The 22,513-nt window shown below is 75.5% G+C and carries 24 protein-coding genes; 7 read left to right on the forward strand and 17 right to left on the reverse strand.

Annotated elements, in window-relative coordinates; translation table 11 throughout:
- Window positions 1-141 precede the first annotated feature (141 nt).
- Window positions 142-1,206, forward strand: a complete 1,065-nt coding sequence (locus ACI8AC_RS10595) for an ABC transporter permease (protein WP_456897724.1) — start codon at window positions 142-144, stop codon at window positions 1,204-1,206.
- Window positions 1,203-2,012 carry an ATP-binding cassette domain-containing protein gene (locus ACI8AC_RS10600; RefSeq protein WP_456897725.1) on the forward strand — a complete coding sequence of 270 codons (810 nt, stop codon included), beginning with the start codon at window positions 1,203-1,205 and terminating at the stop codon, window positions 2,010-2,012. The genes ACI8AC_RS10595 and ACI8AC_RS10600 overlap by 4 nt, the downstream gene beginning before the upstream one ends.
- Window positions 2,013-2,021: 9 nt before the next feature.
- Here the strand turns inward: ACI8AC_RS10600 and ACI8AC_RS10605 are convergent, their stop codons facing one another.
- Window positions 2,022-2,165, reverse strand: coding sequence for a GPGG-motif small membrane protein (locus tag ACI8AC_RS10605; RefSeq protein WP_456897726.1), 144 nt, complete (start codon window positions 2,163-2,165; stop codon window positions 2,022-2,024).
- A gap of 137 nt (window positions 2,166-2,302) precedes the next feature.
- Between ACI8AC_RS10605 and ACI8AC_RS10610 the strand changes: the two genes are divergently transcribed.
- Both ACI8AC_RS10610 and ACI8AC_RS10615 read left to right on the forward strand, forming a co-directional pair.
- Window positions 2,303-3,205: an MFS transporter gene (locus ACI8AC_RS10610; RefSeq protein WP_456897727.1), complete on the forward strand. Its 903-nt coding sequence runs from the start codon at window positions 2,303-2,305 to the stop codon at window positions 3,203-3,205.
- A 35-nt stretch (window positions 3,206-3,240) separates the two neighbouring features.
- A complete protein-coding gene (locus ACI8AC_RS10615) occupies window positions 3,241-3,543 on the forward strand; it encodes a hypothetical protein (RefSeq protein WP_456897728.1) in 303 nt (100 codons plus the stop codon).
- A gap of 3 nt (window positions 3,544-3,546) precedes the next feature.
- Here the strand turns inward: ACI8AC_RS10615 and ACI8AC_RS10620 are convergent, their stop codons facing one another.
- The 5 genes from ACI8AC_RS10620 to pyrE all read right to left on the reverse strand — a co-directional run bounded on the left by ACI8AC_RS10620 (window position 3,547) and on the right by pyrE (window position 7,248).
- Window positions 3,547-4,131 (reverse strand): hypothetical protein, encoded by a 585-nt coding sequence (locus tag ACI8AC_RS10620; protein ID WP_456897729.1) that lies wholly within the window; start codon window positions 4,129-4,131, stop codon window positions 3,547-3,549.
- 286 nt (window positions 4,132-4,417) lie between these two features.
- Window positions 4,418-4,840, reverse strand: coding sequence for a DUF3151 domain-containing protein (locus ACI8AC_RS10625; RefSeq protein ID WP_456897730.1), 423 nt, complete (start codon window positions 4,838-4,840; stop codon window positions 4,418-4,420).
- A 78-nt stretch (window positions 4,841-4,918) separates the two neighbouring features.
- Window positions 4,919-5,953: a class II fructose-bisphosphate aldolase gene (fbaA, locus tag ACI8AC_RS10630; RefSeq protein ID WP_456897731.1), complete on the reverse strand. Its 1,035-nt coding sequence runs from the start codon at window positions 5,951-5,953 to the stop codon at window positions 4,919-4,921.
- 85 nt (window positions 5,954-6,038) lie between these two features.
- Window positions 6,039-6,617, reverse strand: a complete 579-nt coding sequence (locus ACI8AC_RS10635; RefSeq protein ID WP_456897732.1) for a pentapeptide repeat-containing protein — start codon at window positions 6,615-6,617, stop codon at window positions 6,039-6,041.
- Between the two features lie 28 nt (window positions 6,618-6,645).
- Window positions 6,646-7,248: an orotate phosphoribosyltransferase gene (gene pyrE, locus ACI8AC_RS10640; RefSeq protein ID WP_456897733.1), complete on the reverse strand. Its 603-nt coding sequence runs from the start codon at window positions 7,246-7,248 to the stop codon at window positions 6,646-6,648.
- 34 nt (window positions 7,249-7,282) lie between these two features.
- Here pyrE and ACI8AC_RS10645 point away from each other — a divergent pair, with 34 nt between their 5' ends.
- Window positions 7,283-7,744, forward strand: coding sequence for a TspO/MBR family protein (locus ACI8AC_RS10645; protein ID WP_456897734.1), 462 nt, complete (start codon window positions 7,283-7,285; stop codon window positions 7,742-7,744).
- A gap of 18 nt (window positions 7,745-7,762) precedes the next feature.
- On the opposite strand, the gene ACI8AC_RS10650 is transcribed toward ACI8AC_RS10645, so the two are convergent.
- From ACI8AC_RS10650 to clpB, 4 genes are all read right to left on the reverse strand, one after another.
- Window positions 7,763-8,437 (reverse strand): fasciclin domain-containing protein, encoded by a 675-nt coding sequence (locus tag ACI8AC_RS10650; protein WP_456897735.1) that lies wholly within the window; start codon window positions 8,435-8,437, stop codon window positions 7,763-7,765.
- Between the two features lie 86 nt (window positions 8,438-8,523).
- Window positions 8,524-10,203, reverse strand: a complete 1,680-nt coding sequence (locus ACI8AC_RS10655) for a molybdopterin-dependent oxidoreductase (RefSeq protein WP_456897736.1) — start codon at window positions 10,201-10,203, stop codon at window positions 8,524-8,526.
- Between the two features lie 77 nt (window positions 10,204-10,280).
- Window positions 10,281-10,868: a hypothetical protein gene (locus ACI8AC_RS10660; RefSeq protein WP_456897737.1), complete on the reverse strand. Its 588-nt coding sequence runs from the start codon at window positions 10,866-10,868 to the stop codon at window positions 10,281-10,283.
- 128 nt (window positions 10,869-10,996) lie between these two features.
- Entirely contained in the window at window positions 10,997-13,582 is a 2,586-nt protein-coding gene (clpB, locus tag ACI8AC_RS10665) for an ATP-dependent chaperone ClpB (RefSeq protein WP_456897738.1), read from the reverse strand.
- 184 nt (window positions 13,583-13,766) lie between these two features.
- On the opposite strand from clpB, the gene ACI8AC_RS10670 reads away from it, so the two are divergent.
- Both ACI8AC_RS10670 and ACI8AC_RS10675 read left to right on the forward strand, forming a co-directional pair.
- Window positions 13,767-14,210 carry a MarR family winged helix-turn-helix transcriptional regulator gene (locus tag ACI8AC_RS10670; RefSeq protein ID WP_456897739.1) on the forward strand — a complete coding sequence of 148 codons (444 nt, stop codon included), beginning with the start codon at window positions 13,767-13,769 and terminating at the stop codon, window positions 14,208-14,210.
- Window positions 14,211-14,288: 78 nt separating this feature from the next.
- Entirely contained in the window at window positions 14,289-14,726 is a 438-nt protein-coding gene (locus ACI8AC_RS10675) for an OsmC family peroxiredoxin (RefSeq protein WP_456897740.1), read from the forward strand.
- Here the strand turns inward: ACI8AC_RS10675 and ACI8AC_RS10680 are convergent.
- The 7 genes from ACI8AC_RS10680 to dnaK all read right to left on the reverse strand — a co-directional run bounded on the left by ACI8AC_RS10680 (window position 14,698) and on the right by dnaK (window position 22,282).
- The gene (locus tag ACI8AC_RS10680) at window positions 14,698-15,657 is read right to left on the reverse strand and encodes a diacylglycerol/lipid kinase family protein (protein WP_456897741.1); all 960 of its coding nucleotides are present in this window, start codon (window positions 15,655-15,657) and stop codon (window positions 14,698-14,700) included. The genes ACI8AC_RS10675 and ACI8AC_RS10680 overlap by 29 nt on opposite strands.
- A 49-nt stretch (window positions 15,658-15,706) precedes the next feature.
- Complete coding sequence (locus ACI8AC_RS10685) at window positions 15,707-17,338, reverse strand: MDR family MFS transporter (protein ID WP_456897742.1); 1,632 nt, start codon at window positions 17,336-17,338, stop codon at window positions 15,707-15,709.
- A gap of 144 nt (window positions 17,339-17,482) precedes the next feature.
- Window positions 17,483-17,962: a MarR family winged helix-turn-helix transcriptional regulator gene (locus ACI8AC_RS10690; RefSeq protein WP_456897743.1), complete on the reverse strand. Its 480-nt coding sequence runs from the start codon at window positions 17,960-17,962 to the stop codon at window positions 17,483-17,485.
- A complete protein-coding gene (locus ACI8AC_RS10695) occupies window positions 17,959-18,417 on the reverse strand; it encodes a heat shock protein transcriptional repressor HspR (RefSeq protein WP_456897744.1) in 459 nt (152 codons plus the stop codon). The genes ACI8AC_RS10690 and ACI8AC_RS10695 overlap by 4 nt, the downstream gene beginning before the upstream one ends.
- On the reverse strand, window positions 18,414-19,625 hold the full coding sequence (dnaJ, locus tag ACI8AC_RS10700) for a molecular chaperone DnaJ (RefSeq protein WP_456897745.1): 1,212 nt from the start codon (window positions 19,623-19,625) through the stop codon (window positions 18,414-18,416). Before dnaJ ends, ACI8AC_RS10695 begins: the two co-directional genes overlap by 4 nt.
- Before the next feature lie 19 nt (window positions 19,626-19,644).
- Window positions 19,645-20,355 (reverse strand): nucleotide exchange factor GrpE, encoded by a 711-nt coding sequence (gene grpE, locus ACI8AC_RS10705; RefSeq protein WP_456897746.1) that lies wholly within the window; start codon window positions 20,353-20,355, stop codon window positions 19,645-19,647.
- Between the two features lie 28 nt (window positions 20,356-20,383).
- Window positions 20,384-22,282 (reverse strand): molecular chaperone DnaK, encoded by a 1,899-nt coding sequence (dnaK, locus tag ACI8AC_RS10710; RefSeq protein WP_456897747.1) that lies wholly within the window; start codon window positions 22,280-22,282, stop codon window positions 20,384-20,386.
- Window positions 22,283-22,513: the final 231 nt, after the last annotated feature.

Consider the following 22,513-nt stretch of genomic DNA (forward strand, 5'->3'; position numbering starts at 1 on the left):
CGCGGCGGGACCCTGCACGCGCGCCGCCCGTACCCCGCCGGCCGGCTCGCGGTGGGGCCCTGCACGGGGGATGCCGTCGCGGTCGTGGACACTGGGGTCCTGCCCCGAGGAGGTCTCCCTGCCGACGTCCGGACCCGCCCGGTGACCAGCGGCCGCCTGCCCTCGTTCGGGGCCCCCACGGCGGCGCTCGGCCCGGTCCGGCGCCGCGGCCCGGCCACGCGCGCGCTGGCGCGGCCCAGCCTCCCGGCCCTGGTCGGCCTCGTCCTGGTCCTCGCGCTCTTCCTGCCGGTCGCCCCCGGGCTGCTCGACAGCGGCGGGCTGGCCACCCTGCTCGACACCGCGGCCCTGGTCGGGATCGGCGGCGTGGCCGTGGCCCTGCTGATGGTGGCCGGGCACTTCGACCTGTCCGTCGGCGCGGTCGCCGCCGGCAGCGCCGTGGTCAGCGGGCTGCTCATGGCCGAGCTCGGCTGGGGCGCCTGGCCGGCGCTGGCCGCCTCGCTCGCGGCAGCCCTGGCCGTCGGCGCGGTCAACGCGGGCCTGGTGGTCGTGACCGGGCTGCCGAGCTTCCTCGTGACGCTGGCGACCGCGCTCGTCCTGCAGGGGACCGCCCTGGCCGGCACCGCCGCCCTCACCGGCTCGCTGCGGGTGGCCGGCCTCGAGGGCGCCGCCGGCTGGGGGTCGGTGACCGCCGTCTTCGACGCGACCGTGCAGCTCGGTGACGGGCGCTACCGCGTCTCCCTGCTGTGGTGGCTGGCGCTGACCGCCTGGGCGTCCTGGGCGCTGTGGCGGACCCGCTTCGGCAACGCGGTGCTCGGCATGGGCGGCTCCCGCCGCGCGGCGCGCGAGCTCGGGGTGGCCGACCGGCGGACGACGGTCGTCCTCTTCTGCGGCACGGCGGCCGCGGGATGGCTCATCGGCACGCTGGGGCTGGCACGGCTCGGGGCCGTGCAGGCCGCACCCGGGCTCACCGCGGCGATCCCCTACGTCGTGGTGGCCGTCATCGGCGGCTGCCTGCTCACCGGCGGCTACGGCTCGGCGGTCGGCGCCGCCCTGGGCGCGCTGGTCTACGCCACCGTGCGGCAGGGGGTGCCGCTGGCCGGCTGGGACGCCCGGTGGTTCGAGGTGTTCCTCGGCTTGCTGCTGCTGGCCGCGCTCGTGGCCAACGGCGTTGTGCGCGGGCGGCTGCGGGCGGTGCCGCGCTCGTGAGCGCCCCGGCGCGCCCGCCGGTGCTCGAGCTGCGCGGGCTGAGCGTCCACCACGGGCACGTCCCCGCGCTCGCCCGGGTGGGGACGGCGCTGCCGGCCGGCCGCATCACCTGCGTGCTGGGCGAGAACGGGTCGGGCAAGTCGACGTTGGTCGGCGTCCTCTCGGGGCTGGTCCGGCCGGACGCCGGCGAGCTGCTGCTCGACGGCCGCCCGGCGCGCTTCCGCTCCCCCCGCGCCGCGCGCGCGGCGGGCGTCGCGACCGTCTGGCCGGACCTCGCCGTGGCGCCGCTGCTGTCGGTGTGGCGCAACTTCTTCCTGGGCGCCGAGCCCACGCGCGGGTTCCCGCCGCTGCGCCGGATCGACCGGGACGCGGCCCGGGAGACGGTGGTGCGCGCCATGGCGCAGGTCGGGGTCCCGGGGATCGACCCCGAGCTGCCGGCGGCGGCGCTGCGGGCCGGGGAGCGGCAGAGCCTGGCGGTGGCCCGGGCGCTGCACTTCGGCGCCCGCGCCCTGGTCGTCGACGAGCCCACGGCCAGCACCACGATCAGCCAGCACGCCCTCGTCGGGCAGGCGGTGCTGGCCGCGCGGGCCCGGGGTCTGGCGGTCCTGCTGGTCACCAGCAACCCGGGCTTCGCGCACCTGGTCGGCGACCGGTTCCTGCTGCTGGCCCGCGGGCAGGTGGCCGGGGACCTGACGCGTGAGGACGTCGACGTCGACGTCCTCACGCGCCTCATGGCCGGCGGGGAGGGGCTGACGGCGCTCACCGCGACGCTCCGTGAGCTGCACCCGGAGCTCGACGAGCGGTGAGCGCCCCGGTCAGACGAAGACGCTCACCCCGAAGGGGCCGACGATCAGACCCACGACGATGAGCACGATCCCCCACAGCAGCTGGCGGCGGACGATCGCGACGATGCCGGCGATCACCAGCACGACGGCGAGGATCCACAGGAGCGTGGCCACGTGACACCTCCTTCTCGGGCACCCGGTCGGGCGCGCGTGGACGGAGCGTAAGCAGCACCGGGAGAACCTGCACGTCGGACGGTCACCCAGTGTAGTGAACGGGCGGCCGGGCCGCGGCCGCCTACCGTGCTGCCCTCGTGGGGGGACTCGTGCAGGCGGTGCTGCCCGCCCGGCTCGGGTCGCCGTTCCGCTGGCTGGTGGCCTCCTCGTGGAGCAGCAACCTCGGTGACGGCATCGGCCTGGCCGCCGGGCCGCTGCTGGTGGCGTCCCAGACCTCCGACCCCCTGCTGGTCGCCCTGGCCGGCCTGCTGCAGCGGCTGCCGTGGCTGCTGTTCGGGCTGCACGCCGGGGTCCTGGCCGACCGGGTGGACCGCCGCCTGCTCGTCGTGCTGGTCGACGGGCTGCGGGCGGCCGTGCTCGGGGTCCTCACCGTGGTGCTGGTGACCGGCCGGGTGGACGTCGCCGTGGTCCTTGTCGCCATGGCCCTGCTGGGCACCGCCGAGGTCTTCGCCGACACCGCGACCGGCACGCTGCTGCCGATGGTGGTGCCGCGGGCCGACCTCGGCGTCGCCAACGCCCGGCTCATGGCCGGGCACCTGACGGCCGGGGAGCTCGCCGGGCCGGCGATCGGGGCGGCGCTGTTCGCCGCCGGCAGCGCCTGGCCGTTCCTCACCCAGGCGCTCTGCGTCGCGCTGGGCGCCGTCCTGGTCTCCCGCATGCGGCTGCCCGCCGTGCCCCGCCCGGCCGGCCGTGCCCGCGTCAGCCGGGACATCCTGGAGGGGCTGCGCTGGACGTGGGGCAACCCCGCGGTGCGCACCCTGACGCTCACGATCGTCAGCTTCAACGTCACCTACGGGGCGGCCTGGTCGGTGCTCGTGCTCTACGCCGACCAGCGGCTCGGCCTGGGCCCGGTCGGGTTCGGGCTGCTCACGTCGGTCGGCGCGCTCGGCGGCGTGGTGGGGACGGCGTCCTACGACCGGCTCGAGCGGCACGCCGGCCTGGCGGGGCTCTGCGGGTCGGGCTGCTGCTGGAGACGCTGACGCACCTGGCCCTGGCCCTGACGACCACCGCCTGGGTGGCGATGGTGGTCATGTTCGTCTTCGGGGCGCACGCGTTCGCCGGGGGGACGACGTCGCGCACCGTGCGGATGCGGGCCGTCCCGCTGCACCTGCAGGGCCGGGTCGGCGCGCTGTACGCGATCGGCGTCTTCGGCGGCATCGTGGTCGGGCAGGCCGTGGGCGGGGTGGTGGCGCGGACCTGGGGCGTGACCGGCCCGTTCTGGTTCGGGTTCGCCGGCTCGGCCGTCGTCCTGGCGCTCATCTGGCGGCAGCTGGCGCACGTCGCGCACGCCGACGAGGGGGCCCGCGCGGCCGGGTGAGGCTCAGGCCGCCGGGTGGACCAGCCGGGCGAGGAGGTCGACGTGCCAGTCGACCTGCACCCGCCGGCCGACCGACCCGGCCGGGCGGACCAGGTCGAAGCGGGTGAGCACGCCGCCGGCGTCGGCCCAGAGCAGCGCCAGGTGGGTGGTGGTGGCTGCCGGCGTGTCGTCCAGGCCGAGGCGCAGCTGGCGGCTGGGCTCCTGGCGGTAGAAGGCCCGCAGGCCCTCGGTGGAGGCCGCGGGCAGCTCGCCGTCGTCGGCCCGCCACACCCGCAGCACGTCGGTGGGGGTGCGCAGCAGCAGGCCGCTCATCGGCAGGCCCAGGTTGTCGGTGCCGGGATCGCCGACCTCCAGCTGCCGGGCCTGGAGCGGGTCGGAGAGCTCGTCGTGGTGGGCCCCCCACGGCCGCAGCCGCTCCATCGCCTGGCGGCGGACGAGCTGGTGGTCGAGGTGCCGGTCGGCGGCCGGGTTCCAGCCGTGGGCGGCGTGCACGGCGGCGCTGACCCGGACCCCGGCGCCCAGCGCCTCGTGCACCGCGAGCAGGAGCGGGCGCAGGCGGACCAGGACGGCGGCGGGCGAGTGCTGCACGGTGACATCGTCGTCCTACCGGACGACAACCGCGGCCCGGTGCCGTCCCCGACCCGCGCCGAGCCGCTGCGGCCGCCACCCTCCTCGGGGACCCTCCGGGCCCCGCTCGTCGGGCGCAAACCGCGGCCCGGTGCCGTCCCCGACCCGCGCCGAGCCGCTGCGGCCGCCACCCTCCTCGGGGACCCTCCGGGCCCCCCTCGTCGGGCGCTCCCGGTCCCGCACGACTGCGGGGAGTCGTCGTCCGCGAGCGGTCCCGGGCGACGACTTCCCCGCAGCTGCCAGGGCGCTACCCCGCCAGGCTGGGGTCGCAGTCGCGCAGCAGCGCGGTGCAGCGCTCCTGCTCGTCGGTCTCGCCGATCGCCTCGGCCGCGCGGGCCAGCACGGTCAGGCAGCGCAGGAACCCGCGGTTCGGCTCGTGCGACCAGGGCACCGGCCCGTAGCCCTTCCAGCCGTTGCGCCGCAGCGCGTCGAGCCCGCGGTGGTAGCCGGTGCGGGCGTACGCGTAGGCCTCGATCGTGTCCCGCAGCTGCCGCTCCGGCCGGTGCAGCGCCTCCTCGGCCAGCGCCGCCCAGGCCGCGCTCACGGTCGGGTGCCGCGCGGCCACCTCGGCCGCCGGGGTGCCGGAGGCCAGCTCGGCGTCGGCCTCGGGGTTGCCCGGCAGCAGGGTGGCCGGGGGCTCCCCGAGCAGGTTGTGGTGCCCGTGGGTCACAGGCCCGCCTCGCTGACGCTCGTCGGCCCTGCGTCCCGGGCCGCTGTGTCCACGCGTGACCTCGCCGGCTCGGTCACGTCAGGCGCCCTGCGCCTGGCCGGCCGACCGGAGGTCCTCGCAGGCCTGGACGACCCGGGCGGCCATCGACGTCTCCGCGGCCTTCAGGTAGCTGCGGGGGTCGTAGGTCTTCTTGTTGCCGACCTCGCCGTCGATCTTCAGGACGCCGTCGTAGTTGCTGAACATGTGACCGGCGATGGGGCGGGTGAAGGCGTACTGGGTGTCGGTGTCGACGTTCATCTTCACCACGCCGTAGGAGAGCGCCTCGTGGATCTCCTCCTGCAGCGACCCGGAGCCGCCGTGGAACACCAGGTTGAACGGCTTGCTGCCCTCGGGCAGGCCGAACTCCTTGGCGACCAGCGCCTGGCCGCGCTGCAGCACGTCCGGGCGCAGCTTGACGTTGCCCGGCTTGTAGACGCCGTGCACGTTCCCGAAGGTGGCGGCGAGCAGGTAGACGCCGCGCTCGCCGAGGCCCAGTTTCTGGGCGGTGCGCAGGAAGTCGCCGTCGGCGGTGTAGAGCTTCTCGTTGATCTCGGCGACGACGCCGTCCTCCTCGCCGCCGACGATGCCGATCTCGAGCTCGAGGACGATCTTGGCCGCCGCGGCCTTCTCCATGAGCTCCTCGGCGATGTCGAGGTTCTCGCCGAGCTCGATGGCCGAGCCGTCCCACATGTGCGACTGGAACAGCGGGGCCTGCCCGGCGTCCACCCGCTCCTTCGACAGCGCGATCAGCGGTCGGACGTAGGAGTCCAGCTTGTCCTTGGGGCAGTGGTCGGTGTGCAGCGCGACGTTGACCGGGTACTTCGCGGCGACGACGTGCGCGAACTCGGCCATGGCGACCGCGCCGGTGACCATGTCCTTCACCCCGGTGCCCGAGGCGAACTCCGCGCCGCCCGTGGAGAACTGGATGATGCCGTCGCTGCCGGCGTCGGCGAAGCCCCGCAGCGCGGCGTTGACCGTCTCCGAGGAGGTGCAGTTGATCGCCGGGTAGGCGAAGCCGCCCTCCTTGGCCCGGTCGATCATGTCGGCGTAGACCTCAGGGGTCGCGATGGGCATGCGGGGCACTCCTGTCGTCAGGGGTCGGTCGCTCGCTCGGCGGTCAGTATCCCGCCGCCCCCGGCGCGGGCGACAGCCGCCGTCCTCACCCGACCCGCAGGCCGAGCGCGGTCGCGAGCGCCACCGCCTGGGCCACGTCGACGAGGGCGCCGCGGAGCGCCACGGTGCGGGGGTCCAGGCCGGTGAGGTCGCTGCCGCGCAGGTCCGCACCCGAGAGGTCGGCGTCGGTGAGGTCGGCCGCGGTCAGGTCGCACCCGGTCAGCGTGGCGCCGGCGGCGTGCACGCCGGCGAGCACGGACTCGCGCAGCCGGGTGCCGGTGAAGGACGCCCGGTGCAGGTCGGCGCCGGCGAGCACGGTGAGGGACCAGTCCCCCCGCTCCACGGCGAGCAGGTCGAAGCCGCACCGCTCGAAGCGGCTGCCCAGCAGTTTGCAGTCGGTCAGCGACGCCTGGGCGAAGGAGCAGCCGGTGAAGGTGCAGCCGACCAGGGCGGCGTCGGTCCAGGCCGCCCCCGTGAACCGGCAGTCGCGGAAGGTGCAGTCGGTCCAGACGACGCCGTCCCCGGTGGTCTCGGACAGGTCGACGCCGCTGAGGAGCACGCCGGTGTGCTCCTCGCCGGAGAGGTCCTCCCCGTAGCGGTCGACGTCCCGGACCTCGGCGCTCACGGTCGGACCGCCCCGCCCGCGCGCACGGTCAGGAGAGACCGAGGTCGTCGAGGGTGAACGCCGCCCGGTACTCCAGCCCGGCCTGCTCGACCGCGGCCCGCCCGCCGCGGTCCACGACCACCGCCACGGCGATCGGCTCCGCGCCGGCCTCCCGCAGCGCCTCCACGGCGGTCAGCGGGCTGGAGCCGGTGGTGGACACGTCCTCGACGACGAGGACCGCCCGGCCGGCGACGTCCGGACCCTCGATCCGCCGCTGCAGCCCGTGCGCCTTGCCGGCCTTGCGGACCACGCAGGCGTCCAGGTGCCCCTCCCCGGCCGCGGCGGCGTGCAGCATCGCGGCGGCCACGGGGTCCGCGCCGAGCGTGAGCCCGCCGACGACGTCGTAGCGCAGGTCCCCGGTCAGCTGCCGCATCACCCGGCCGACCAGCGGGGCGCCCTCGTGGTGGAGGGTGAGCCGGCGCAGGTCGATGTACCAGTCGGCCTCCCGCCCCGACGAGAGGGTGACCCGGCCGTGGACGACGGCCAGCTCGACGACCAGCTCGCGCAGACGGTCGCGGTCGGGGTGCGCGGCCCCGCCCCAGGGGCCCTCCCCGGCGGACGAGGGGTGCGCGGGGGCGGGGTCGGTGCTCATGCGCCCGACCCTACTGAGGGGCCACGATGGCACCGTGCCGCTCTCCCGCACCCGCCTGGCCGCGGCGGCCGGCCCGCTGGCCGCCGCCGTCCTCGGCGGCCTGGCCACCGACCCGGACAGCGCGTGGTTCCGCCGCCTGTCGAAACCCGGCTGGTACCCACCGCCGCAGACCTTCGGCGTCGTCTGGACCGGCCTCTACGCGGGGCTGGCCTGGGCGGCCGGCGAGGTGCTCGCCCGGTCGCCGGACGGCGGCCGGGGGTTCGCCCGCGCCTACGTGGTGAACCTGGCGCTCAACACCGCCTGGACGCCGGTCTTCTTCCGCGCCCACCGGCCGTGGCTGGCCGCGGTCGAGAGCGCCGCGCTGACCGCCTCGACCGCCGACCTGGTCCGGCGGGCCGGGCGGGTGAGCCCTCCCGCGGCCGCCGTCCTGGTGCCGTACGCGGCGTGGACGGCGTTCGCCACGGCGCTCACCACCGCCATCGCCCGGCGCAACTGACGCGGGCGGGGCCCTCCGTCAGGAGGCGGCGGGCGCGAGCACCCCGTCGATGACGTAGACGGTGGCGTTGGCGGTCCGGACGTCGCCGCAGACCACCGTGGCGGCGGTGCCGGTCAGCGTCCGGTCGATGGTGAACCGCTCCCCGGAGCCCTCGATGGTCACCTCGTCGTTGTTCAGCGTGGCGTGCGTCCCGGCCAGCTCGCCGGGCGCCAGCCGGCCCGGGATGACGTGGTGGGTGAGGACCGCGGTGAGCTGCGGCGTGTCGGCCAGGAGGGCGGCCAGCCGGTCCTGCGGCACGGCCTCGAAGGCGGGGTTGGCGGGGGCCAGGACGGTGATGTCCTCGGTGGTGTTGAGGGTGTCCACCAGGTTCGCCGCCTGCAGGGCCTGCACCAGCGTGGTCAGCACCGGGTTGTTGCCGGCCGCGGTCGCGACCGGGTCGTCGGCCATGCCGGTGAGGCTGCCCTCGCCGTCGGCCGGCACGGCCGCGCAGCCCTCGCCGAAGGGCTCGGTCGGGGCGGTCGCCCGGTCCGTGCCGCCGTCCGTGCCCGCCGCCGGCGGGGCGGGGGAGCTGGTGGCAGCGGCGTCCGCCCCGGCCGCGGTGCCGGTCGTGTCGTCGGAGCCGCAGGCGGGGAGGGCCAGCGCCAGGGTGGCGGCGAGGGCCGGCAGGCCGGTGCGGGCGAGGGTGCGCGTCACGGTGGGTCTCCTTGTCGGGGGCGTGCGCCATCGTCCCCGAGACCGGCCGCAGGGGTCGGTGACCGCGCCGACGGCCCGGCCGCACGTCAGGTCGCGACGACCCGGATCGAGTGCAGGCCGGTCGCACCCGAGGGGGAGGGGGGCGCCCGCTCGGCGGTCTGCACCTCGCCGTCCTCGGTCGTCGCCCGCACGGTGAGCAGGTGGGAGCCGGGGGCGAAGTCGTGCGGGAGGACCCACTGGCGCCAGATGTCGGCGTCGACCCGGGGGGAGAGCCGGGCCTCCTGCCACTCGCCGTCGCCCACCCGGACCTCGACCCGGCCGATGCCCCTGGTCTGCGCCCACGCCACCCCGGCGATCGCCCGCCGGCCGGCGGGGAACCGGCGCAGCGGGCCGGGGGTGTCGATGCGGGAGGCGACCTTCACCGGCCCCCGGGCGGCCCAGCCGCGCTCCACCCAGTACGCGTCGAAGGCGGCGTAGGTGCTGGCCTCGATCTCGGCGAGCCACTTGCAGGCCGAGACGTAGCCGTAGAGCCCGGGGACGACCATGCGCACCGGGAAGCCGTGCTCGACGGGGAGCGGCTCGCCGTTCATGCCGACCGCGAGCATCGCGTCCTCGACGGTGAGCGCCGCGCGAGCGGGGGTACCGATCGTCATGCCGTCCACCGAGCGGCAGACCAGCTGGTCGGAGTCCGGGGACACCCCGACCTCACGGAGCAGGGCGCCCAGCGGGACGCCGAGCCAGCGGGCGGTGCCGGCCAGCCCGCCCCCGACCTCGTTGGAGACGCAGGTCAGGGTCACGTCGCGCTCGATCAGGTCGTCGCGGCCGAGCAGGTCGTCGAGGGTGTAGCTGCGCGGGGAGCCCACCATCCCGCGCAGGGTCAGCCGGTAGGCCACCGGGTCCACCTGCGGCACGGTGAGCGCGGTGTCGATCCGGTAGAAGTCGCGGTTCGCCGTCACCAGCGGGGTCAGGCCGGGCACCTGCGCGGCGAGGTCGGCGCCGGCCGGCAGCGGCCCGGCGGGCGAGGCCGGCGCCGGGAGGACCAGTCCGGCCCGGGCGCCGGTGACGTCGAAGCGGCGCAGCAGCAGCCGGCCGGTCCCCCCGGCCGCCACGGCGGCCCCGGCCGCGGCCCCGGTGGTGAGGAGGAAGCGGCGGCGGTCCAGCCCGGCGCCCTTGCGGTCCCCCGCGGCCAGGGCGTCGCGGAGCCGCGCCACCCGGGCGGCCCCGCGCGGAGGTGCGGCCCCAGGCGAAGGTGCGGCCCCGGTCAGAGGTGCGGCCCCGGTCGCGGACGGCGCCTCCAGCGGGGCCAGCAGGACCGGCAGGACGAGGACCCCGGCCGCGGCCCCGACCAGCGAGGGGAGGACGTCGAGCGGGCTGCCGGCCGGACCGGTGAGCGCGGCCAGCGCCCCCAGGGCACCGAGCAGCAGGATCCCGGTCGTGCCCGCGGCCCGCCGGCGCAGCGCGAGGAGCCCGAGCGCGGCCGCGGCGAGCGCGACGAGGACCAGCGTGCCGCCGACGAGGACGGGCTTGTCGGCCTCCCCCAGGACGGCGATGGCGGCCTGCGCGACCGGCTCCGGGACGAGCGTGATGACGCGGTCCCCGACGGCGACCACGGGCGAGGACTGCGGCCCCACCGCCGCGGCGGTCAGCTCCGCGATCCCGAGCGCGAGCCCCGCCGCGACCACACCGGCCAGCGCGGCCGGCCACCGGCGCCGCCGGCCCGGGGTGGGGGCCGGGCCGGTGACGGGCGCCGGCTCGGTGGTGGTCACGGCACGTCTTCGTCCTGGGGGGCCGATCCGGTTCACCGGCGGGCCACCGACCGGTGGCGACGAGGTCGGCGGCGGGGTCAGCGCAGCCCGGCCCGCCTGCGGGCGGTCATCGCCGCGTACCACTCGGTGCTCGGCCGGCGGGAGAGCAGGACGATCCCGACGACGGCCAGCAGCATCTGGCACACCGCCAGCGCGGTGAGGAAGCCGGTGCTCGGCTGCGCGAGCGCCGACAGGCCGCTGACCACGGCGAACGCCCCGAGCACCAGCAGCACGACCCGCGCCCAGTTGCGCCCCTGCCAGGCGAACCAGAGGAACAGCACCTCGAGGACGGCGAAGACCAGGGCGACCACCCCGGTGATGAGGAAGACGGTGCGGACGCCGTCCTCGGTCAGCTCGGCGCCGCCGCCGGCGAGCGCCGTGTCGATGATCGAGTCCAGGTCGGCGAAGGTGACCACCGAGCCGACCAGGCCCAGCAGCAGGTTCGCGATGAAGGCGCCGACGCCGAACCGCACCGTGTCGGGGCGCACCGGGGCCGGCCCGGCGGGCATGCCGGGAGCGGACGGGGCGGGCCGGTAGCCGCCGGGGTGGGGCGGCGGCGCCTGCGGGTCCCGCTGCGGCGGCTGCCACCCCTGCTGGGGGTCCTGACCCCCGGGACCTGCGGTCATCGGGCGCTCCCTCCCCGTCGGCCTGCGCGGACGCCCCACGCTATCGGTGCGGGCGCGGCGACCCGCCCCGCGCCGCGGGTGGACGCGCGGACCCGGCGGCGCGGAGCCGCCGGGTCCCGCGTCCCGGGTCACCCGCGGGTGACGGTGAGGCCGTCCACGGCGAGGTCCTCCGGGGCGTCGACGAGCACGCGGTCGCCGTCCCGGATGTCGCCGGCCAGCAGGGCCTTGGCCAGCTGGTCGCCGATCGCCGACTGCACCAGCCGGCGCAGCGGCCGGGCGCCGTAGACCGGGTCGAACCCGTTGAGCGCCAGCCACTCGCGGGCGGCGTCGGTGACGTCGAGGGTCAGCCGGCGGGCGGCCAGCCGCTGCGCCAGGACGCCGACCTGGATGTCGACGATGCCGGCCAGCTCCTCGCTGCCCAGTGCCCGGAAGACCACGACGTCGTCGAGCCGGTTGAGGAACTCGGGCTTGAAGTGCGACCGGACCACCTCGAGCACCGCCGCCCGGCGCCGCCCCTCCTCGACCGACTGGTCGGCGATGAGCTGGGACCCGAGGTTCGAGGTCAGGATCAGGATGGTGTTCCGGAAGTCCACCGTCCGGCCCTGGCCGTCGGTCAGCCGACCGTCGTCGAGCACCTGGAGCAGCACGTCGAAGACGTCCTGGTGCGCCTTCTCGACCTCGTCGAACAGCACGACGGTGTACGGGCGCCGCCGCACCGCCTCGGTGAGCTGGCCGCCGGACTCGTAGCCGACGTAGCCGGGGGGTGCCCCCACCAGCCGCGCGACCGAGTGCTTCTCCGAGTACTCGCTCATGTCGATGCGGACCATCGCCCGCTCGTCGTCGAACAGGAACTCCGCCAGCGCCTTGGCCAGCTCGGTCTTGCCGACGCCGGTCGGGCCGAGGAACAGGAAGGAACCCGTCGGCCGGTTCGGGTCCGCCACGCCGGAACGCGCCCGGCGGACGGCGTCGGACACCGCACGGACGGCGTCGGGCTGGCCGACCACCCGCCGGCCGAGCTCCTCCTCCATCCGCAGCAGCTTCTGCGTCTCGCCCTCGAGCAGCCGGCCGGCGGGGATGCCGGTCCAGGCCTGCACGACCTCGGCGATGTCGTCCGGGCCGACCTCCTCCTTGAGCATCGACTCGCCGTCCTCGACCGACGCCTCGGCCTCGGCCAGCGCCTTCTCCAGCTGCGGGATCCGGCCGTAGCGCAGCTCGGCGACGTGCGCCAGCTCGCCGTCCCGCTCGGCCCGCTCGGCCTCGGTGCGCAGCCGCTCCAGCTCCTCCTTAATCTGCTGGATGCGGACGATCGCGCCCTTGTCCTGCTGCCAGCGGGCGGTCAGCTCGTCGAGCTGCTGCCGCTTGTCGGCCAGGTCGGCGCGCAGCGCCTCGAGCCGCTCGACCGAGGACGGGTCGTCCTCCTTGGCCAGCGCCATCTCCTCGATCTCCAGCCGGCGGACGGCCCGCTCGACCTCGTCGACCTCGACGGGGCGGCTGTCGATCTCCATGCGCAGCCGGCTGGCCGCCTCGTCCACCAGGTCGATCGCCTTGTCCGGGAGGAAGCGGGCGGTGACGTACCGGTCGGAGAGGGCCGCCGCGGCGACGATCGCCGCGTCGGTGATCCGGACCCCGTGGTGCACCTCGTAGCGCTCCTTGAGCCCGCGCAGGATGCCGATGGTGTCCTCGACGGAGGGCTCGCCGACCAGCACCTGCTGGAAGCGGCGCTCCAGCGCGGGGTCCTTCTCGATGTGCTCGCGGTACTCGTCGAGCGTGGTGGCGCCGACCATCCGCAGCTCACCGCGGGCGAGCATCGGCTTGATCATGTTGCCGGCGTCCATCGCGCCCTCGCCGGTCGCGCCGGCGCCGACGATCGTGTGCAGCTCGTCGATGAAGGTGATGACCTCGCCCTCGGCGTCGGTGATCTCCTGCAGGACGGCCTTGAGCCGCTCCTCGAACTCACCGCGGTACTTGGCGCCCGCGACCATGGAGGCCAGGTCCAGCGCCATCAGCCGCTTGCCCTTCAGGCTCTCCGGGACGTCGCCGGCCACGATCCGCTGGGCCAGGCCCTCGACGATCGCGGTCTTGCCGACGCCGGGCTCGCCGATGAGCACCGGGTTGTTCTTGGTCCGCCGGGACAGCACCTGCACGACGCGGCGGATCTCGGTGTCCCGGCCGATGACCGGGTCGATCTTGCCCTCGCGGGCCCGCTCTGTGAGGTCGACGGCGTACTTCGCCAGCGCCTGGAACGTGCCCTCCGGGTCGGGCGTGGTCACCTTGCGGCTGCCGCGCACGGTGCGGAAGGCGGCCAGCAGGGCGTCGCGGGTCGCGCCGGCGCTGCTGAGCACCGCCCCGGCCTCACCGCCCGCGTCGGCGAGGCCGACGAGCAGGTGCTCGGTGGAGACGAACTCGTCGCCCAGGGCGGAGGCCTGCTCCCCCGCCGCGTTGAGGACGCGCAGGAACTCGCGGGACGGCGACGGGGCGGGCACCGTGGCGCCGCTGACGCTGGGCATGCGACGGACGGCGGCCTCCGCCTTGGTGCGGACGTCGGATGCGTCGGCACCGACCGCCCGGAGCAGCGGGCCGGCGATGCCGTCGGTCTGCTCCAGGAGCGCGACGAGCAGGTGCAGGGGCTCCAGGGCCGCCTGGCCACGGTCGACCGCCAGCCGCTGGGCGGCCGCGATCGCCTCCTGCGAACGGGTGGTGAGCTTGCTCTGCATGGTCGGGTGGTCCGGTCCTTCCGCGAGTGGTCGGGGCGTCGACCGGTCCAACGCGCCAGGAGTTGAGTCTGTTCCGCTCAAGTCCACCGGCGGCCGTGCGGCCCGCGGGGGCCGCGACACCCTGGCGGGCGAGTTCGGGTGGGCGAATCCCGGTCGCGCGCCACCGAGCGCCTAGACTCGAAGGATGACGCGTCTGCCGGCCCCGAGCGTGGTCCTCGAGGACCAGTTGTGCTTCGCGCTCTACGCGGCCTCGCGAGCCATGACGGCGCGGTACCGCCCGCTGCTCGACGCCATCGGGCTCACGTACCCGCAGTACCTGGTGATGATGCTGCTCTGGGAGCAGGACAACCAGACCGTCGGCCAGCTCGGCGCCCGCCTCAACCTCGACAGCGGCACCCTCTCGCCGCTGCTCAAGCGGCTGACCGCCGCAGGCCTGGTGACCCGCCACCGCCGCCTCGACGACGAGCGCTCGGTCTCGATCGCCCTCACCGACACCGGCCGGGGCCTGCGCGAGCACGCCGAGCGGATCTCCTCCGAGATCATCTGCGCGCTGGACATGGACTCCGCCGAGTTCACCGAGCTCAAGGGCCGCCTGGAGCAGGTCACCGACCGGGTCACGAACAACTGACCCGCCGGGCGGGCGGTTGCCCGCAACCGGCCCGGGTAGGGCGCTCCCCGGACACCACCCGTCCGAGGAGGAGGACCCATGCCCACCCGTACCGCACGGACCGCCTGGAACGGCACGCTCATGGACGGCTCCGGCCAGGTCGAGCTCTCGAGCTCCAAGGTCGGCACCTACGAGGTGTCGTTCCCCAAGCGGGCCGCCGAGGAGGCCGACGGCACGACGAGCCCCGAGGAGCTCATCGCGGCGGCCCACTCGTCCTGTTTCGCGATGGCGCTGTCCAGCGAGATCGGCAAGGCCGGCGGCACCCCGCAGGCCCTCGAGGTCTCGGCCGACGTCACGCTCGGTCAGAAGGACGGCGCACCGACCATCACCACGATCAAGCTCACCGTGCGCGGTGAGGTCGAGGGGCTCGACGCCGACGGCTTCCAGCAGGCTGCGCAGGCGGCCAAGGTCGGCTGCCCGGTGAGCAAGGCCCTCGCCGGCGTCGAGATCAGCCTGGACGCCGCGCTCGACTCCTGAGCCCGTCGGCAGGGTCCGGGACGAGGAGGGACCAGGCCGCCGGCCGCACCGTCCAGGTGCGTGCCGGCACGGCCTCCTCGATCTCGCCGTCCCCGTCGAGGTCCACGGGCGCGCCGGACAGCCGGACGGCGCGCCCGCGGACCCGGACGACGTCCTCCCGCTCCAGGTGCCTCCCGGCCGCCAGCGCCGCCGCGTAGCCGGCCCGGGCCACCGGTCCGGTGGCGACGCTCACGACGACGTCGAGCAGCCCGTCGCCCGGGTCCGCGTCCGGCGCCAGCTCGCTGCCCCCGCCGATCGAGGGGCCGTTGCAGACCCCGGCCATGAGCACCGGCCGGTCGCCGTCGGCGGTCCACGCGCCGTCCGCGGCGGTCACCACCGCGCCGTCGACCTCCACGCGCAGCGGCCAGCCCTCCTCGGCCACCCCGGCCGCCACCGCACCCACCGGGTAGGCGACCGCTCCGAGCGCGGCCTTGAGGCCCGCGGCCCGGGCCCCCGCCCGAGCGCCGATCCCCGCGTGCACCGCGTTGACCACCAGGCCACCGGCGTCGTCGTCCAGCACGTCGAGCCGCCGGGGCACCCCGCCGAGGACGACGGCCGCGGCCTCCTCCGGGTCCAGCGGCAGCCCGAGCGCGCGGGCCAGGTCGTTGCCGGTGCCGGCCGGGACCACCCCGAGGGGCGAACCCGCGTCGAGCACCCCGGCCCGGTCGAGCGCGGTCGCCACCGCCGAGAGCGACCCGTCCCCGCCCACCACGACGAGGCGCCGGTCGCCGGCGGCGGCGACCACCTCGTCCAGGTCCTCGGGGGCCCGGGTTCCGACCACCTCGACGTCCGCACCCCGGCGCAGCGCCGCCACGGCGGCGTCGACCGCCTCCTCGCCGGCCGAGCCGGCCGCCGCGTTGACCACCACGAGCAGTGCCCGGTCCGCGGCCACCCGCACCTCCCTCGTCGCCGGCCCGCCTCCTGCGGGCCGGCGGACGACGCTAGCGGTCGTCCCGGTCGCCGCGCAGGCGCTCCTCGCCGCTCTCGGTGCGCAGGGCCACCTCGCGGACGAGCAGGACGGCCACCACGGCGACGACCGCGACCAGGCCGGAGACGAGGAAGACGCGCCCGGTCGCGTCACCGTAGGCGACCCGGATGAGGGTCTGCACCGCGGCGGGTGCGTCGGCCAGGTCGGCCAGCCCGACGCCCCCGGAGCCCTGGGCGGCGCGGGCGACCGCGGGCGAGCCGGCCAGGCCCTCGGTGACGAGGTCGCCGACCCGGCCGCTGAGCACCGCGCCGAGGACGGACACGCCGATGGTCCCGCCGAGGCTCCGGAAGAAGGCGACCGCGGAGCTGGCCGCGCCCAGGTCCCGGGCGGCCACGGTGTTCTGCACCGCGAGGACGAGGTTCTGCATCGTCATGCCGATGCCGGTGCCGAGGACGAAGAGGAAGACCCCGAGCACGACCACGTCGGTCTCGTGGTCGACGGTGGCCAGCAGGCCGAACCCGAGGACGACCAGCAGCGAGCCCCCGACCAGGAAGCGCTTCCACCGGCCGTACCGGGTGATCAGCAGCCCGGAGACCGTCGAGGACACCAGCAGCCCGGCCACCATCGGGACGGTGAGCAGGCCGGCCGCCGTGGGCGAGTAGCCGCGCGAGATCTGCAGGTACTGGCCGAGGAAGACCGACGAGCCGAACATCGCGACGCCGATCGCGATGCTGGCCACGACGGCCAGGGTGGTCGTCCGGTCCCGGAAGAGCCGCAGCGGCACGACGGGCTCGGCCACCCGCAGCTCGGTGACGACGAACGCGACGCCCGCCAGGGTGCCGCCGGCGAGGAGGAGCGCGGTGGGCAGCGACCACCACGGGAAGGTGTCGCCGGCGAGGGTGACCCAGATGAGCAGCGCGGAGACGCCCGCGGTCAGGAACGCCGCGCCGAGGTAGTCGATGGTGACGGCGCGCCGGGTGACCGGCAGGTGCAGCGTGCGCTGCAGCAGCACCAGGGCCAGCGCCCCGAAGGGGACGCCGACGTAGAAGACCGACCGCCACCCCAGCCAGCTGGTGTCGACCAGCACGCCCCCGAGGAGCGGGCCGCCGACGGTGGCCACGGCCATCGTGGCGCCGATCAGGCCGGAGTACCGACCGCGCTCCCGCGGGCTGATCATCGCGGCCATCGCGATCTGCACCAGGGCCTGGATGCCGCCCAGGCCCAGGCCCTGCAGCACCCGCCAGGCGATCAGCGTGTCGACCGACTGCGCCAGCCCGGCCAGCATCGAGCCGACGACGAACACCACGATCGCCAGCTGGAGCAGCAGCTTCTTGCTGGCGAGGTCGGCGAGCTTGCCCCAGACCGGCGTCGACGCGGTGGAGGCGAGCAGCGTGGCGGTGACCACCCAGGTGTACTGGGCCTGGCTGCCGCGCAGGTCGGTGATGATCGTCGGCAGGGCGTTCGAGACGACGGTCGAGGACAGGAACGCCACGAACATCGCCAGGAGCATCCCCGAGAGCGCCTCGAGGACCTGGCGGTGGGACATCGGGCCCTGCTGCTCGACCGGCGCGGTGGCGAGGGCCGGGCGGTCGGCGGGGCCGTCGGGCGCCGCGGCGGTGCCGGGACGGCGGAGGGTGGTGGTCACGGTGCTCCCGGAGCCGGTGCCGGGAGCACGGGCACGGGCCCGCCCTCCCCGGAACAAGGTGTAGACCGCAACCGTACGTCCACTTGGTTGCGGTCTACAACTTGCGGCGGGTGCGAGGTGGCCCACGCTCCCCGGTGGGGGAGGTCAGGACCGGTCGGCGTCCTCCCGGTCCCGCGCCTCACCGAGCTGGTTCAACCGGGCCAGCAGGTCGGCCAGCGTGCCGACGTCCTCGGCCGGCCAGTGCGCGAGGTCGGCCTCCCAGCGGGCCCGGCGCGCCTCGCGGATGCGGGTCAGGCGCGCGGCACCCTCCGGCGAGGTGCGCAGCACCTGCGCGCGCCCGTCGGCGGGGTCGGCCTCCCGGGTCACCAGGCCCAGGTCGACGAGCGAGGCCAGCTGCCGGCTGACGGTGCTCTTGTCCAGCCCCAGCCGGACGACGAGGTCGCTGGCGCGCAGCGGCCCGGTGTCCTGCAGCAGCGCGAGCAGGCCGTAGGCCGCGCCGTCTAGGTCGGGGTGCAGCTCCCGGGACAGCCGGGCGGAGATGGCGCGGGAGCGGCGCAGCAGCAGGCCGATCTCCCGCTCCAGGCGGACGTAGGCCTCGTGGGTGGCCCCGGCGGTGTCGCTCATCGGCGGTCCCGGGGCCGCCACACGACGAGCGCCGAGGTCGAGGGCCGCAGCGGGACCAGGTCACCGCCGAAACCGGCCCGCATCGCCGACTCGGCGGCGACCGCGCGGCCCTCGGCCACCTCGAGCTCGGTGAGCAGCTCCTGCACCCGCTGCCGGAGCGCCTCCACCTGCGACTCGAGGTCGATGATCCGCTTGATCCCGGCGAGGTTGACGCCGTCCTCCTGGGAGAGGCGCTGGACCTCCCGCAGGAGGGCGACGTCGCGCGGGCTGTACCGGCGGCCGCCCCCGCGGGTGCGGCCGGGGCTGACCAGGCCGAGCCGGTCGTACTGGCGCAGCGTCTGCGCGTGCATGCCGGCCAGCTCGGCGGCCACGGAGATCACGAACACCGGCGCGTCCTCGGCGACCGCGCGCCCGGCGTCCCGCTGCTCGCGGCTCCCGTCGATCGGTGCGCTCACCGCCCGCCCCCCTGGTCCTGCACGGCCGCGGTGATCCGCGGCCGCGGGTCGCCGAGCTCGGCGTCGAGGACCTTGACGGCCTCCTGCGCGGCCGGCGAGAGCCGCTTGGGGACGGCGACCTCGACGGTGACCAGCAGGTCGCCCGGGCGCCCCTTGCCGGGCACCCCGCGGCCGCGGACGCGCAGCGTCTGCCCGCTGGCGGTGCCCGGCGGCACCTTGAGCGAGACGCTGCCGTCCAGGGTCGGCACGGTGAGCGTCGTCCCGAGGGCCGCCTCGGCGAAGGTGACCGGGACGGTGAGCGTCAGGTCGTCGCCCTTGCGGCCGAACAGCTCGTGACCGGACACGTGGACCACGACGAACAGGTCCCCGGCCGGCCCGCCGCGCCGACCGGGGGCGCCCTTGCCGGCGAGCCGGATCCGCTGCCCGTCCTTGACCCCGGCCGGGATCCGCACGGTGATGGTGCGGGTCTGGGTGGTCACGCCGTTGCCCGCGCAGGTGGGGCAGGGGTCGTCGATCACCGTGCCGGTGCCGCGGCAGTTGCGGCACGGCTCGGAGAAGGCGAAGGCCCCCTGGCTGCGGCTGGTGACCCCCGCCCCCTGGCACACCGAGCACGTGTGCGGCGAGGTGCCGGGCCGGGCGCCGCTGCCCGAGCAGGTCGGGCAGACGCCCGGGCTCTGCATGCGCAGCGGGACGGTCACGCCGAGGACGGCCTCCTCGAACGAGAGGGTCGCCTCGGTCTCGACGTCCTGGCCCCGGGCCGGGCCGGAGGCCGCCTGGCTGCGGGCCCGGGCCGAGCCCGCGCCCCCACCGCCGAAGAGGCCGCCGAACAGGTCGCCCAGCCCGCCGCCGGCACCGGCCCCGCGGCCGGCGCCCGCGGCGCCGAACAGGTCGCCGAGGTCGAACGGCTGCCCGCCACCGGCGCCACCGGGGAACCCGCCGGGGAAGCCGGCCCGCGCACCCGCGCCACCGGCGCCGAACAGCCGCCGCGCCTCGTCGTACTCGGCCCGCCGCTTGGGGTCGGAGAGCACGTCGTAGGCCTCGGAGACGTCCTTGAACCGGGCCTCGGCCTCGGTGTTGCCCGGGTTCTTGTCCGGGTGGAGGTCCCGCGCCAGCTGGCGGTAGGCCTTCTTGATCGCCGCGGCGTCGGCGTCCTGGGGGACGCCCAGCGCGGCGTAGTAGTCCTTCTCGATGAAGTCCCGGGTGCTCATCGGACGCCCCCTCTCGCGCTCAGTCGGACGCCGGGGCGCCGGTCGACGGGTCGCTCGGGGCCTCGGTGCCCGGGGCGGCGTCCGCGGCACCGTCCCCGGCCCCGGCCGCGGGGGCCGCCGGGGACTCCGGGTCGGTCACCGCGACCATCGCGGTCCGCAGCACCCGGTCGCCGCGGCGGAAGCCCTGCCGCAGCACCGTGCTCGCCGTCGGGACCTGCACCTCGGGGGAGGTGTCGTGGATGACCGCCTCGTGCAGCGCCGGGTCGAACGGGTCGCCGGCCCGGCCGAACGCCTCCACGCCGAGCCCCTCGACCAGGCCGAGGATCCGGTCGGCCACCGACTTGAACCCACCGGTGAGCTCGCCGTGGTCCCGGGCGCGCTCGATGTCGTCGACGATCGGGAACAGCTGGGTGGCGAACCGCTCCGCGGCCTGGTCGACGACCAGCTGCCGGTCCCGGTCGACCCGCCGCCGGTAGTTCGCGTACTCCGCGGTGACCCGCTGCAGGTCCTCGGTCCGCTCCGCCAGCTGGCGGGTCACGTCGTCCTCGGCCGCCGCCGGTCGGTCGCCGGCCACGGTCTCGTGCTCGCTCATCTGCTCCCCTGTGCCGTGTGCGCCCGTGCGGGCACCGGCCGGCTCCTCACCGGCCGGCACCCGCACGGTGCCGCTGATCGGGTCGATGCGCCGCTTGTCGCGGATGACGACCCGCGGCTCCTCTTCCCGCTCCGTCATCGCCGACCTCCGCACGCGTCGGTCGGTGTCATCGGCGGTCGGTGCCCTCGCCCGGGCCCTCGTCGACGATCTCGGCGTCCACGACGTCGTCGTCCGCCGACCGGGCCGACGCACCGCCGTCACCGGGAGCGCCCGCCCCGGCCCCGGCACCGGCCGCACCGGCCGCACCGGCCGCACCGGCCTCGGACTGCTGGGCGTAGAGCGCCCCGCCGACCTCCTGGGAGATGCGCGCGACCTTCTCCTGCGCGGACTTGATGGCGGCGATGTCCGAGCCGCCGAGGGCGGAGCGCAGCTCGGTCAGCGCCTCGCCGAGCTCCTCCTTCTTGTCGGCCGGGATCTTCTCGCCGTTCTCGGCCAGGAACTTCTCGGTCTGGTACTGCAACGACTCGGCCAGGTTGCGGGTCTCGGCCTCCTCGCGGCGGCGCTTGTCCTCCTCGGCGTGGGCCTCGGCGTCCTTCATCATCCGCTCGATGTCCTCCTTCGGGAGGGCCGAGCCGCCGGTGATGGTCATCGACTGCTCCTTGCCCGTCCCGAGGTCCTTCGCGGTGACGTGCACGATGCCGTTGGCGTCGATGTCGAAGGCCACCTCGATCTGCGGGACACCGCGCGGCGCCGGGGGCAGGCCGGTCAGCTCGAACATGCCGAGCTTCTTGTTGTAGGCCGCCATCTCCCGCTCGCCCTGGAAGACCTGGATCTGCACCGACGGCTGGTTGTCGTCGGCCGTCGTGAAGATCTCCGAGCGCTTGGTCGGGATCGTGGTGTTGCGCTCGATGAGCTTGGTCATGATCCCGCCCTTGGTCTCGATGCCCAGGGACAGCGGGGTCACGTCGAGCAGCAGGACGTCCTTGACCTCGCCGCGGAGGACACCGGCCTGCAGGGCGGCGCCGATGGCGACGACCTCGTCGGGGTTGACGCCCTTGTTGGGCTCCTTGCCGCCGGTCAGCTCGCGGACCAGCTCGGTGACGGCCGGCATGCGGGTCGAGCCACCGACGAGGACGACGTGGTCGATCTGGCCGACGGAGATGCCGGCGTCCCGGACCACCTGGTTGAACGGGGCGCGGGTGCGCTCGAGCAGGTCCTGCGTCATCCGCTGGAACTCGGCGCGGGTGATCGTGACGTCGAGGTGCAGCGGCCCCTCGGCCCCGGCGGTGATGTAGGGCAGGTTGACGTTGGTCGACTGCGCCCCGGACAGCTCGATCTTGGCCTTCTCGGCGGCCTCGCGGAGCCGCTGCATGGCCAGCTTGTCCTTGGACAGGTCGATGCCGTTGGCGGCGTTGAACGTCTTGACCAGGTGGTCGACGATCTTCTGGTCCCAGTCGTCACCACCGAGGTGGTTGTCACCGGCGGTCGCCTTGACCTCGATGACGCCCTCGCCGATCTCCAGCAGGGAGACGTCGAACGTCCCGCCACCGAGGTCGAAGACGAGGATCGTCTGCTCGGTCTCGCCCTTGTCCAGCCCGTAGGCCAGCGCGGCGGCGGTCGGCTCGTTGACGATGCGCAGGACGTTGAGGCCCGCGATCTCGCCGGCCTCCTTGGTGGCCTGGCGCTGGGCGTCCTCGAAGTAGGCGGGGACGGTGATGACGGCGTCGGTCACCGGCTCGCCGAGGTAGGTCTCGGCGTCCCGCTTCAACTTCTGCAGGACGCGGGCGCTGATCTCCTGCGGGGTGTACCGCTTGCCGTCGATCTCGGCCGACTTCCAGTCGGTGCCCATCTCGCGCTTGACGCTGCGGATGGTGCGGTCGACGTTGGTGACCGCCTGGTTCTTGGCCGACTGGCCGACGAGGACCTCGCCGTTCTTGGCGAACGCGACGACCGAGGGGGTGGTGCGCGAGCCCTCGGAGTTGGCGATGACCGTCGGCTCACCGCCCTCGAGGACGGTGACGACGGAGTTCGTGGTGCCGAGGTCGATACCGACCGCTCGAGCCATGGGGCTGGCCTCTCTTCCGTGAACTGCGTGCTGTGCTGTGGTGTCCAGGAGCCGGGCGGGCCGCCTTGCGCGAGGTCCGCTCAACTTTCCTGACCACCATAACGGCACCCCGCACGCCGGTGTTCCCGGGGGGCCCGCCGTCCTCACCCGTGACCCCCACCACACCGCCGCGCCGCTCGATGACCAGGCGCGCACCTGGGTGACCCGACGATCAGGTGACCTGGTCGTCGC

The sequence above is a fragment of the Geodermatophilus sp. SYSU D00758 genome, assembly GCF_054049955.1.

Coding starts and splice junctions, on each gene's coding strand:
- fbaA (WP_456897731.1), bottom strand. CDS start 5,953: ATGCCCATCGCGACCCCTGAGGTCTACGCCGACATGATCGACCGGGCC.
- pyrE (WP_456897733.1), bottom strand. CDS start 7,248: ATGAGCACCGACCCCGCCCCCGCGCACCCCTCGTCCGCCGGGGAGGGC.
- ACI8AC_RS10660 (WP_456897737.1), bottom strand. CDS start 10,868: ATGACCGCAGGTCCCGGGGGTCAGGACCCCCAGCAGGGGTGGCAGCCG.
- clpB (WP_456897738.1), bottom strand. CDS start 13,582: ATGCAGAGCAAGCTCACCACCCGTTCGCAGGAGGCGATCGCGGCCGCC.
- ACI8AC_RS10670 (WP_456897739.1), top strand. CDS start 13,767: ATGACGCGTCTGCCGGCCCCGAGCGTGGTCCTCGAGGACCAGTTGTGC.
- ACI8AC_RS10675 (WP_456897740.1), top strand. CDS start 14,289: ATGCCCACCCGTACCGCACGGACCGCCTGGAACGGCACGCTCATGGAC.
- ACI8AC_RS10690 (WP_456897743.1), bottom strand. CDS start 17,962: ATGAGCGACACCGCCGGGGCCACCCACGAGGCCTACGTCCGCCTGGAG.
- dnaJ (WP_456897745.1), bottom strand. CDS start 19,625: ATGAGCACCCGGGACTTCATCGAGAAGGACTACTACGCCGCGCTGGGC.
- grpE (WP_456897746.1), bottom strand. CDS start 20,355: ATGACGGAGCGGGAAGAGGAGCCGCGGGTCGTCATCCGCGACAAGCGG.
- dnaK (WP_456897747.1), bottom strand. CDS start 22,282: ATGGCTCGAGCGGTCGGTATCGACCTCGGCACCACGAACTCCGTCGTC.